This is a genomic window from Roseibium hamelinense, from assembly GCF_007830545.1.
In the GTDB taxonomy this organism is placed as follows: Bacteria; Pseudomonadota; Alphaproteobacteria; order Rhizobiales; family Stappiaceae; genus Roseibium; species Roseibium hamelinense.
In genome coordinates this window covers 183,689-194,816 of the sequence record NZ_VLLF01000010.1, presented here as the reverse complement: position 1 = coordinate 194,816, position 11,128 = coordinate 183,689, and the positions used below count along the sequence as shown (strand labels likewise).

At 54.5% G+C, this 11,128-nt stretch carries 8 protein-coding genes and 1 tRNA gene; 2 read left to right on the top strand and 7 right to left on the bottom strand.

All coding sequences use genetic code 11. The features are described 5' to 3' along the window. Positions 1-1,313 (bottom strand): CRISPR-associated endonuclease Cas3'' (locus tag JM93_RS18985; protein WP_145346740.1); only part of this gene is annotated, 1,313 nt, incomplete at its 3' end. 672 nt (positions 1,314-1,985) lie between these two features. Then, positions 1,986-2,062: transfer RNA gene (locus tag JM93_RS18980), tRNA-Arg, on the bottom strand. Between the two features lie 376 nt (positions 2,063-2,438). Here JM93_RS18980 and JM93_RS18975 point away from each other — a divergent pair. After that, the gene (locus JM93_RS18975; protein WP_170230749.1) at positions 2,439-3,056 is read left to right on the top strand and encodes a thermonuclease family protein; all 618 of its coding nucleotides are present in this window, start codon (positions 2,439-2,441) and stop codon (positions 3,054-3,056) included. Between the two features lie 56 nt (positions 3,057-3,112). Beyond that, the gene (locus JM93_RS18970) at positions 3,113-4,558 is read left to right on the top strand and encodes a M48 family metalloprotease (protein ID WP_155197538.1); all 1,446 of its coding nucleotides are present in this window, start codon (positions 3,113-3,115) and stop codon (positions 4,556-4,558) included. 59 nt (positions 4,559-4,617) lie between these two features. Here the strand turns inward: JM93_RS18970 and JM93_RS18965 are convergent, their stop codons facing one another. The 5 genes from JM93_RS18965 to JM93_RS18945 form a co-directional block, all read right to left on the bottom strand. Continuing rightward, positions 4,618-5,490: an RNA polymerase factor sigma-32 gene (locus JM93_RS18965; protein WP_145346736.1), complete on the bottom strand. Its 873-nt coding sequence runs from the start codon at positions 5,488-5,490 to the stop codon at positions 4,618-4,620. Positions 5,491-5,689: 199 nt separating this feature from the next. After that, positions 5,690-6,274 (bottom strand): CarD family transcriptional regulator, encoded by a 585-nt coding sequence (locus JM93_RS18960; protein ID WP_145346734.1) that lies wholly within the window; start codon positions 6,272-6,274, stop codon positions 5,690-5,692. A 438-nt stretch (positions 6,275-6,712) separates the two neighbouring features. Next, the gene (gene fdxA, locus JM93_RS18955; RefSeq protein WP_145346732.1) at positions 6,713-7,045 is read right to left on the bottom strand and encodes a ferredoxin FdxA; all 333 of its coding nucleotides are present in this window, start codon (positions 7,043-7,045) and stop codon (positions 6,713-6,715) included. Between the two features lie 196 nt (positions 7,046-7,241). Continuing rightward, positions 7,242-7,637 (bottom strand): RNA-binding S4 domain-containing protein, encoded by a 396-nt coding sequence (locus JM93_RS18950; protein ID WP_145346800.1) that lies wholly within the window; start codon positions 7,635-7,637, stop codon positions 7,242-7,244. Further along, entirely contained in the window at positions 7,637-10,738 is a 3,102-nt protein-coding gene (locus tag JM93_RS18945; protein WP_145346798.1) for a helicase-related protein, read from the bottom strand. Before JM93_RS18945 ends, JM93_RS18950 begins: the two co-directional genes overlap by 1 nt. Positions 10,739-11,128: the final 390 nt, after the last annotated feature.

Genomic DNA, 11,128 nt, shown 5'->3' with positions numbered 1-11,128 from the left:
GAAGCCCGCCGGAGTTTTTTCGCAAGCTGCTGCGGATCGGGCGCCAACTCCCGGCCCTGGAGCGGCAAACCATCTTCAAGCCGCGCTTTATCAAGCGCGGGCTGAGTCGCCGTACATAATATAATTGTACAGCCATAGGAGTTAGCTAGCTCCTCAAGCATCCGCATCGCAGGTTTCAAGAGCGGCCGCGGCAGTGTTTGTGCCTCGTCCAGGATGATCACGGACCTGGCAATGTTGTGCAGCTTTCGCGCCCGTGATGGCCTGGACGCAAAAAGGCTTTCGAAAAACTGGACATTTGTCGTCACGACCACCGGCGCCGCCCAGTCTTCCATCGCGAGCTTTAGTTTGCCGCGCTGCTGCCGGTTTCCGGTTGTTTCCTCGTCAATCGCGGAATGGTGTTCCAGCACGACATCTTCGCCCAAGACCTTCCTGAAGATGTCGGCCGTTTGGTCAATGATTGATGTGAACGGGATCGCGTAGATTATCCGGCGATGACCATGAATTCGGGCATGATCCAAGGCAAAGCCGAGAGAGGCGAGTGTCTTGCCGCCGCCAGTTGGGACGGTTAGCGTAAAAAGACCGGGAGTATCCCGGGCTTTACCCAGCATGTGATCCAGAATATTGGACCTCAGCTTGTTGAGGTCATTTGATAGATTTCGCTTGTGATCCATGAAGGCGGAAAACCGGTCTGACAAAACAGGCAGGCTTTCCTGAAGACTTGGCCACTCACGATCGTGAAAACGGCTTTCAAGGGCAGCGTAATAGGCCTCCGTATCCTTGAAATCAGCATCTACAAGACACGAGAAAATCATCCGCGTAATTACGGACATGGAGAAGAATGCGCCCTTTTTGCCGATGAAAGACGATAACAGCTCCGGTGATATGCTTCCGAGGGCTACGTCCAGTTCTTCTTTCCACACCGGATCTAATGCAGGCAACTCAGCCGCCAAGCGCCGATCAAGACACGCTGCGGTCTCGTTTTGCCGGTCAGGCAACCCAGCGTGATGTCCAGCAATGCAATAGGCGATCAACTCAGCTGTTACGCGATCCAGATTGTTTTCCGTAAAAATGTCCAGCACTGCAATTGCGCCAGCTGTCGAGTGATCGACCCGGATGTCTTCACCTTCAAGCCGCCTTTGAAAAGGTGGGCTGTACTTTCCCAAATCGTGAAGAAGTCCGGCGAAATACGCCGCGCGATCCAGTCCGCAGTCATGCCCATACTTGGAAGCCAGCTCTCCTACCGCGACCAAGTGAGCATCCAGCTTCTGCCAGTCACTCTTATCCTGTTCTCGGCCCGAATGCGCAAAATTCATTGGTATACCGTCTCGAAACAATATGCTTCCAAAGGGGAGATAAAGCTTTGCTGCAGGTCAAAAATTCACAGTTTTTAGTTGAAGAAATTTATGACGCGAAACGTCCAGCCAGACAACAGTGTTTGGAAGCTAAACTGAATTAGCGGGTCCTTTCAGCTAACTTCATTGTCCTACGGGGACATTCGCGACCGCGGGACATAGACGTCTGCGGTGGCAGTCAAGGTGTCAGGATCATTGTCAGGGTCATGTTTATGCTTAGCTTGTCAGGCTGAGCGCAGAGCCCCTGACGATGACGACGGGTCCTTTCAGGGCTTTTAGTTGTCCTACGGGGCCATTCCCGGCCACTGGACTTCAAAACACACGGCGGTTTTGGAACACAGGTCATCTTGATGTTTAGGATGACGTTCGTCGGGGCCAAACTTCACAACAACTGACAGGTTGAGACAATTGCTGACGGCTAAGCGCGCATAAAATGACCATTGGATTTCCTGACCGAAAACGACCTGTGACGGCTTTGACGGCCCTTTTTCATTTCAAGAATCGAAGGAAGGAGATTTGAGCCTGTCTGGAACGAGCGTTTTTGAACGGCTGAAATCTGCTTACCCGGTGCTTACCCAGCCGAATTTTCGGGTGTGTTCGGTTTCCGAATATGCTATAAGTCATTGAAATAATTGGTGACCCCGGCGCGATTCGAACGCGCGACCCTCAGATTAGGAATCTGATGCTCTATCCTGCTGAGCTACGGGGCCGTGGATTGCGCATAGCATGAATTATGATCCGGGGCGAGCCTCTCTCTGATCTTGATAAGCTTTCCAACGAAAATCCGGGTTTGCTTGCCCCCCAAATTGCCTGTTTTGTTTTGAAAGCAGTCATTTGATGGCCGTATTTGGATCCTAGGCGAACTCTACGGGTCCTGTGAGTTGTATGGTAATGAATTATTTATTTCTTGAGGACACTCGGTCGTTTTCAATTTTGGGCGCGTGCCTTTTGCTGCTGGGCGTTTTCGTGCGGCCAGTGGATGCTGACCAAGACATCCACGCGTGTTTGCCCAATTCAATCGCTATGGCGGTATACGGGCCGGACGGACATGGCGTTTTTGCTGATGAAAAAGGCGCGCTCTACGTAATGGCGGATGTGGATGTGCCGACCCAAGATTCACCAAAGCCTCTGACAGCGTCCAAGCAAGTTTTTGCCTATCCCGCCAATGCGAATAGGGATCGGTGGGGCCGTCAACCTGTCTGGGTGGTTCTGAGTACAGGAGAGCGGAAGGTTTTGTTGCAGGAATTGTTGCTGAGACAGGGCAGCGCTGTCTTTGTGCCGCGCTACGGATCCTACCGGTGTCATCAGCAATTGCGGAAGGCAGAGGCGTCTGCACGCCAAAAGGAATTGGGCATCTGGGCGGATAATGGGATGGTGCATGCATCGCGCCATCCTGCCCGTATCGAGGCGCACTCGGGCCGGTATGTTTTGATCGAAGGCAGGCTGGTTTCGCTTGGAAAAACGCGCAGTACCCGCTATCTGAATTTTGGTCGGCACTGGAAAACAGATCTGACCGTTACTTGGCCGTCGCGCCTTGATACTAATATGCAAACCTATTTGAAACATAAGGGCATGAGCCTTTCTGATCTTGCCGGTCGCGCTTTACAAATAAGGGGAGTGGTCGGTGTCAAAGACGGCCCCTACATAGAGATCGAGCATCCCGGCCAACTTCACGTGCTGGATAGGGAAAGAAAACCGCAGTGAGCATCCCGGGGCCTTTACAGTTCCCAATTCGTGCCGCTCAACCGGCTTTTCAGCGGCTGCAAAGGCGCGCTGGAGCTGTAGCGTCTGCGGTTGTGTGTCTTTTTCTTGCCAGTTGCCAGCTCACTGGGGACAGCGCGAATGTAGGAACGATTGCCCCCGGCACATTGCGGCCCAACCTTGCCGCCGATATTGGCGCACGGGAACACCCCCGTGTGGTTGCGACCTATGGCGGTGTTTATAACGACCCGAATGCGGAGCGGGCGGTCGCAAGCGTGGTGGGCCGCCTTGTCGCGGCCTCTGACGATCCTTCTCAAAGTTACCGGATTACCATCCTGAATTCCCCCGCGATCAACGCCTTCGCGTTGCCGGGTGGGTATTTGTATGTGACGCGCGGTCTGCTGGCGCTTGCAAATGATACGTCAGAGGTTGCCGCTGTTCTCGCCCATGAGATGGCGCATGTCACTGCAAACCACGCGATCGAGCGTCAGCAACGCGCCGAAGCACGAGAGCTTGCGGACCGGATCATCACCAATGTCGTGCAAGACTCAGAAAAGGCGCGGCAGGCAATCATTTCGTCAAAGTTGTCTTTTGCGCGTTTTTCCCAAGTGCAGGAGCTGGAAGCGGATGTCGTCGGCGTAAGGACACTGGCAAAAGCAGGGTATGATCCTTATGCGGCTGCACGTTTTTTGCGTTCGATGGCCAGTTACGCCCAGTTTCAGAGCGCGCAGGACAACGCCGCAAGTGCGCCAGACTTCTTGTCGTCGCACCCCTCAACGCCCGAGCGGTTGTCTCTTGCAACCAAATCAGCCCGGCAGTTCGGAGCGCCCGGCATCGGCGAGCGCGACCGCGAGCGCTACCTGAGCCGGATCAATGGCATGCTGTTTGGTGACGACCCGCTTGAAGGATTCGTTCGGGGCCGGTCGTTTTTGCATAAGGCGCTTGGGATCGCGTTTACGATGCCATCAGGCTATGTGCTGGAAAACTCGCCCGAAGCGGTTCTGGCTAGCAACGGAGCGGGCACCGCCATGCGTTTCGACGGGGCAGACCTGAGTCGATATGACAATCTGGCGGATTACATGAACGCCGGTTGGATCAACGGGTTGTTGCCGCAAAGCGTTCGGACCACCACGATCAACGGCATGCCTGCCGTTGTTGGCGCTGCGATTACTCAAGGCTGGTCCTTCCGGATTGCGGTGGTTCGTATCGGGCGGACAGGATATCGGTTCATTTTCGCGAGCCGCGGGCCAAATGACGCTTTTGAAGCGCAGTTCCGGCAAACGATAGACAGTTTCAGGCAGCTCACACCGACCGAGAGGGCTAGACTTCGCTCCCTGCGGATCAAAGTGGTCACGACACAAGCGGGCGATACGCCGGAAAAAGTTGCGCGCGGTATGGGCGGCATTGAACCGTCCCGCAGGCTGGAGTTCTTCTTGATTTTAAACGATCTTGAACGCGGACAGGCGATCCCCCCGGGAACCGCCGTGAAACTCGTTGTTGATTAAAAAAATGACCGCGCCGGCAGGTGCCGGGCGGCCGAGTGGTTGGGGGCTTTGGAGTCAGCTTACGCGATTGCGTAAGCTGACTGATCCGGTTGGTTGTTCAGAAGGGCAATCTTCAGCTTTTCCATCGCGCGGCTCTCGATTTGGCGAACGCGTTCTTTAGAAATGCCAAGTTTTTCGCCGAGCGACTCGAGTGTTGCTCCATCCTCGGAGAGGCGGCGTTCCTTTACGATGCGCAATTCGCGGTCTGACAGTACATCGAGAGCTGAAAACAACCATTCTCGACGGCGTTCCGTATCAATGCTGTCGGACACAATCTCATCGGGCAGGGGCGCATCCGAGACCAAAAAATCCTGACGGTCTGCACTGCTCCCCTCATTATCCATCACCGGAGCGTTTAAGGACGTGTCCGGGCCAGACAAACGCGCATTCATGAGAGCGACGTCCGCTTGTTTTACGCCGATCGCATCTGCGATTTGCCTGTGGAGTTCTGAGTCGGAAATATTTTGTTGACTTCCGGCGAGCTTTGCTCGAAGCCGCCTCAGATTGAAGAACAGGGCTTTTTGAGACGAAGACGTTCCACCTCTAACGATCGACCAATTGCGTAGGATATAGTCCTGTATAGAGGCTCGGATCCACCAAGTGGCGTAGGTTGAGAACCGGACTTCGCGTTCAGGTTCGAACCGGGCGGCAGCTTCAAGCAGACCCACATGGCCTTCCTGGATCAGATCTCCAAGAGGTAAGCCAAAATTGCGGAAGCGTGATGCAACAGCAATGACCAGGCGCATGTGCGACAGCGATAACTTTTCCAAGGCTTTTTCGTCGCGTTCATCACGCCAACGGTAGGCAAGCTCCAGTTCCTTTTCACGCGTGAGGTATGGCGCTTTCATTGCCGTCCTGACCATCTGGCGGCGTTCACTCTGTGCGTTTGACATAACCTTACTGCTCCACCTTGTTTGTTCAGCTTACGCCGCCTAACCAAGAGTGGATCATTGAATTCTGTTCCTTGCGCGACGATGAGAGCACCTTTTTGTGAGCAGACCGTGAGGATGCAGCGCATAGGCAAAGAAAAAGCCCGGTTGCCCGGGCTTAAACGCGAATCTATTCAACAATGAGTGTGCGACAATTTGCCGATCAGGCAGCCTCTTCCTGATCGTCATCGCTTTCGGCAACTTCTTCTTCAGTTGCTTTTGCCCGGCTTGGGGCTTTTGCTAGGTTTTGTTCGATTTGCTTGACAGCTTCGGTTTCTGAACACTTGTTCACGGCTGCAATTTCGCGAGCCATCCGGTCGAGTGCTGCTTCATAGAGCTGACGCTCGGAGTAGGATTGTTCCGGCTGCGTTTCTGACCGAAACAGGTCACGAACCACTTCGGAAATTGCGATCAGATCCCCAGAGTTGATCTTTGCCTCATATTCCTGCGCGCGGCGGCTCCACATTGTCTTCTTAACGCGTGGCCGACCCCGAACGGTTTCCAGCGCTTTTTTAACAGCAGCCGGTTCGCCAAGCTTGCGCATGCCAACGGAAGCAATTTTGGCGACAGGTACACGCAAGGTCATTTTGTCTTTTTCAAACTGTATAACGAGAAGCTCGAGTGAATGACCCGCAACTTTCTGTTCTTCTATGGCAGTGATTTGGCCTACGCCGTGTGCTGGATAGACGATGTACTCGCCTGTCTTAAATCCCTGACGCTGCGCGGTTTTCTTTGTGTTTGTTGCCATACTTATCTCTACTCCTGCGCAGTTGTCGGTCTACGTGACCGAGACGGTGCCGCATGCGGCAGCTGATGCTTTTGAGACACGCAGTTCGTCAAACCGGACCAATTATGGAAGGCTTGTTGATATGTTGCGTGTCTGGCTGGTCAGTCGCTCTTTTCCACTTTAGAAGCGATATCAGTCATACGAAGCGTGTGATCCTGTTCACAATCCACTGGAAAGCCAGAGAATTGCGCTGCTTGACGTCCTCCGGGCGCGGGGGAGATCAGCGGGGTTAAGCGACTATCTCGCCAAGATAGCATATGCTTGTGGAAAATTAAAGTGTTCTACGTACAAACCAGCCATGCGAGCTGGTGTGCTAAGGTCACACGCCAGCGTTGCTTCAGACTACAGGGCTGTTGTTTGTTTTAATTGACCGCAAGAAACCAGCGGCCTATCCTGGCGTCATAAAGGCGGGTTTGGGGAAAAGAACTCTTCCAACTTGTTTTCTTTTCCGTCGAACTCTGCTGCTTCTGGTAGAGGGTCTTTTTTCTCGGTAATGTTTGGCCATTTTTCCGAGTACTCGGCGTTCAGTTCAATCCACTTGTCAAGTCCGGATTCCGTGTCCGGCAATATAGCTTCAGCAGGGCACTCCGGCTCACAAACGCCGCAATCAATGCATTCATCTGGATTGATTACGAGCATGTTTTCGCCCTCATAGAAACAGTCCACGGGGCAGACCTCAACACAATCTGTGTATTTGCATTTGATGCAGTTGTCGGTGACGACATAGGTCATCGCATTCCTCTCTACGTGCCGGGACGCTGCTCCGATGTGCTGCTTTTGGGCGGCACCGCATATGTCCAGTGCATGACGGCTATCTTGGACTGTTGGTTAGCTTTTTTGATCCGCGCACGCAAGCGCTAGCGGTGGCGGAAGTCCGGACGTTTTGAAAACGTTTTGCTCGCTAAATGCGGGTTTGCGCATTTTGATTTCAGTCGGAGTCGCGCAATGCGTCGAGCTTCCGCCTATCGCGTTTGGTCGGTCGACCGGCCCCAGGTTCGCGAAGCGCCGCTCGGGCCGGGGCTTCGGGTTTTGGCGAAGGTGGTGGAGAAAGGTCTTCGTAAAGAAGCCGGGCCTCGGTGTACGGCCCTCGTCGAACACCGAGGCCTTGAATTTTCAGCACTAAAATTCGACGATCAAGCGTAATCGTCAGGACATCGCCGACCCTGACCAGTTTGCTCGCCGACGATATCTTGTCTTTGTTCAACCGGATCTGGCCACCGGCCGCGAGCTTTTGAGCCAGGGAACGGGTTTTTGTGACGCGGGCATACCAAAGCCACTTATCAACTCGTAAACTCGCTAAATTATCCGGTTTTTGCTCAGAAATTACTTTTTACCCTTGTTGTCCATGTCCGCCTTCAAAGCCATGAGTGCCGCGAATGGCGAATTCGGATCAATCGGCTTGTCTTTTTGCGGAGGCTTGGAGCGCTTTGGGTGGCCTTCGGCAGCTTTCCGGTCACCGCGTGGCTTGCCTGCCTGACCTTTGCCATGCTTGTTGCCGCCGGCACCCCGTTTTTCGCTACGCGACTGCCCGCCACTGCGGCGCTGGTCGCTCTTTCGCCCCTCATTGTGCCGGGGTCTGCGCTCAGAGCGGCCCGGACGCCAGATCTCGATCGTGACGGTTTCCATCTCCACCGCTTCGCCGGCGTCTGAACTCGTGTCGGTACCAGTTGGGCTATCTGCCTCAGAGACCAGCTCCCCGGAAGCCGGCAACGCGACACCTTCGGACGTGTTGTCCGTCTGTTCGGCCTCCGGCGGCACTGTCTCGTTTGCATTGATCCCGATGTTGGCTTCCGGTGCTGCAACCTCTTCCGCGTCTGCGGTTTCGCTGGCATTGTCGTTTGCAGCTGTGTCGTTGTCCGCTGAGGGTGTTGCTGTTGTCGGTGGCACGTCTTCAGAAGGCGTGTTGGCCTCGGTGTCTGCAGCGCCGGTCTCTGTTTTGGGGCGTACCGGGCGCTGCACTTGCTGTGTTTCGACACGATAGCCGAGCGACTTCAGCACCGCTGAGAAATCTTCACCTGCACACCCAAGGAGTGATGTCATGGCAACTGTCACCGTGAAGCCGCCGCCTTTTGCGATTGCTCCGTCCGGCGGAGCCACTTCTGCGTCTAGCGGTTTCCAGGCGATCAAGGGCCGGATGAGATCAGCAAGCCGTTCCAGAATGTCCACGCGCACTGCGCGGGGGCCGCATACGCGGAAGCCCACGGTCTTATAAAGTGCAGGATCAATTGCCGGATTGACTGGGATCGATGTTCTTCCTGATGCAGATAACTGCGGCAGTTCCGACAAGCCGTCCATGTCGAGATTGCCGTTCTTCAATGCCCACAACTGCGCAATCAGCTGGCTTGGAGCAGGTTTTAGCAGAGCTGGGATAAATATTGTGTAGGCACCAAAGCGAACACCGAGTTTGCGCAATGAGGCTCGCATGTCTTGATCAAGTTGGCGAACTTCTTCGAAAATCGACTGACGCTCAAGATTTCCTAGGCCTTCGGCAATCTGAAACGCGACGCCGCGTGCGAGGCCCTCGAGGCCCTCGGCAGACTTTAGGTCGAATAGCGGCTTCAACAACGTATCGAGATGCGCATTTACCCAAAGGGACACCCGGTTTTGAACCTTGTCACGAGCGGGGCCGGTCAACTGTTCGTCGGCCAGGAGAATCACGTTGGGCGCCAAGACATCGTCGCCTGCGATCAGTTTCGCAACTGCTTCCCCCCGCCACCGGATCGAGGCGTCCGTTGTTAGGACAAAATCAGAATTGTCTGACCTGGAAAGTTTGTCTGCGCGGCTTTCAATTTCCGTGGCCAGCGCTTTCTGGGCTGCGGCTTTCAGGGCTTTGGCTTCTGGGCCGTCTGCCTGGCTGTCAGGCGCAAACCGGAAGCCGAGCAGGTTTCCGATGTGCTGACCTTCGACGAGCACATCACCGCTCGCTGTAATTTCTGCTTCCAGCATGGCGTTCTCTCTCAAACGTCGCATCAATACACTTGTACGGCGGTCCACGAACCTTTTAGTCAGCCGGTCGTGAAGCGCATCTGATAGTTTGTCTTCAATGTCCCGCGTCACCCCCTGCCAGTGGGCCGGGTCTGCCAGCCAGTCGGGGCGATTTGCGACAAATGTCCAGGTCCGGATGTGCGAGATCCGGTTTGCAAGAGTGTCGATATCACCATCTGTCCGGTCTGCGAAGGCCAATTGGCGGGTGAACCAATCATCTTCTATTTTTCCGTCCTGCATCAGGTGCAGATAAATGGTGTTCAAAATCTCTGCATGATTGGCTGGCGCAATTTTCCGATAGTCCGGAACTTGGCACACATCCCAGAGCAATTTGACCGCTTTTTCACCTTTTGCGGCTGATTTTGCGGCAGGATCCCTAAGTAAGTGCTCAAGGGCGGAGACATCGTCACCCGTCGGGGCGCGGGCGAGACCGTCTTCCTTTGGCACTGCATCAAGCGAACGGCGCAGGCCGTCTGCGGTCGAAAAATCCAATATGCTGTTGCGCCATTGCAGCACTTTGAGGGTGTCGAATTGGTGAGTTTCGATCTGTTCGATCAGATTATCCGATAATGGATCCACTCGGCCGGTGACCCCAAACGTGCCGTCTCTCGTATGTCTGCCCGCGCGTCCTGCAATTTGTCCCATCTCGGCAGGGGTAAGCTGCCGGTATTGATACCCGTCGTACTTTCTGTTGCCTGCAAACGCGATGTGATCGACGTCAAGGTTCAGTCCCATACCTATCGCGTCTGTGGCTACAAGATGTTCCACATCGCCGTTTTGGAATAGGTCGACCTGAGCGTTTCGCGTTCTTGGGCTGAGAGATCCTAACACCACGGCTGCGCCACCGCGCTGCCGGCGGATTAATTCGGCAATTCCGTAAACTTCATCGGCCGAGAACGCGACGATGGCGGACCTTGGCGGCAAGCGTGATACTTTTTTCGAGCCCGCATAAGTCAGCACTGACAAACGCGGGCGTGTGATGACATTCAGTCCCGGAATGAGCTTTTCCAAAAGAGGACGGACTGTTGATGCGCCTAGGAGAAGCGTTTCGGATTGACCACGGAGGTTTAGAACTCGATCTGTGAAAACATGACCACGATCGAGATCTCCAGCAAGCTGCACTTCGTCAATAGCGACAAAATCCGTCTTCAGGTCTAGCGGCATCGCCTCTACGGTGGAGACCCAGTAGCGCGGCGCTTTTGGAATGATCTTTTCTTCGCCCGTAATCAAAGCGACGGAATCCAAACCTGCGCGCTCTGCAATACGTCCGTACACCTCACGGGCCAAAAGCCGCAGAGGCAGGCCGATTAGTCCAGACGGCTGGGCTAGCATCCGCTCTATCGCGAGGTGCGTCTTGCCGGTGTTGGTCGGACCCAAGACAGCAGTTACCGTTCTCGAGCGTGCGGCTCTGGGAAGCGTCAGGTTTTGGGGAGTGGGCATCAAATGGGGAGTGCTCATTGGCTTGGGCCGCGATCGGCCGATTTGGCGAGTTATCTAGCACAGGCCGGGTGAACTTGTCCCTAGTCTTTTTGCATCAGCCGCGACGTAAGGAAAGCCGGGTTTTGCAACTGGAACGAGTCTGGAACAAAGGCTGATCGAATCGCTTACAGTGCTAGATTCAGGTTTCGTTCTACACGATATATCGTGCGCGCTTTCCGAAAGCGCATAGATATGGGGTTTGCTGGCTTGTGATTGGCGTGGCGATAAATTCCAGTCCATGTGTCGCGATTTTGCGTCAAGCGATTAATTTTCCCTGAAAACTAGGGGTTGATTTTTTTGACCAAAAGGCAAGCAATGCTCACATACCGTGAACAGAGGTTGCACGAATCG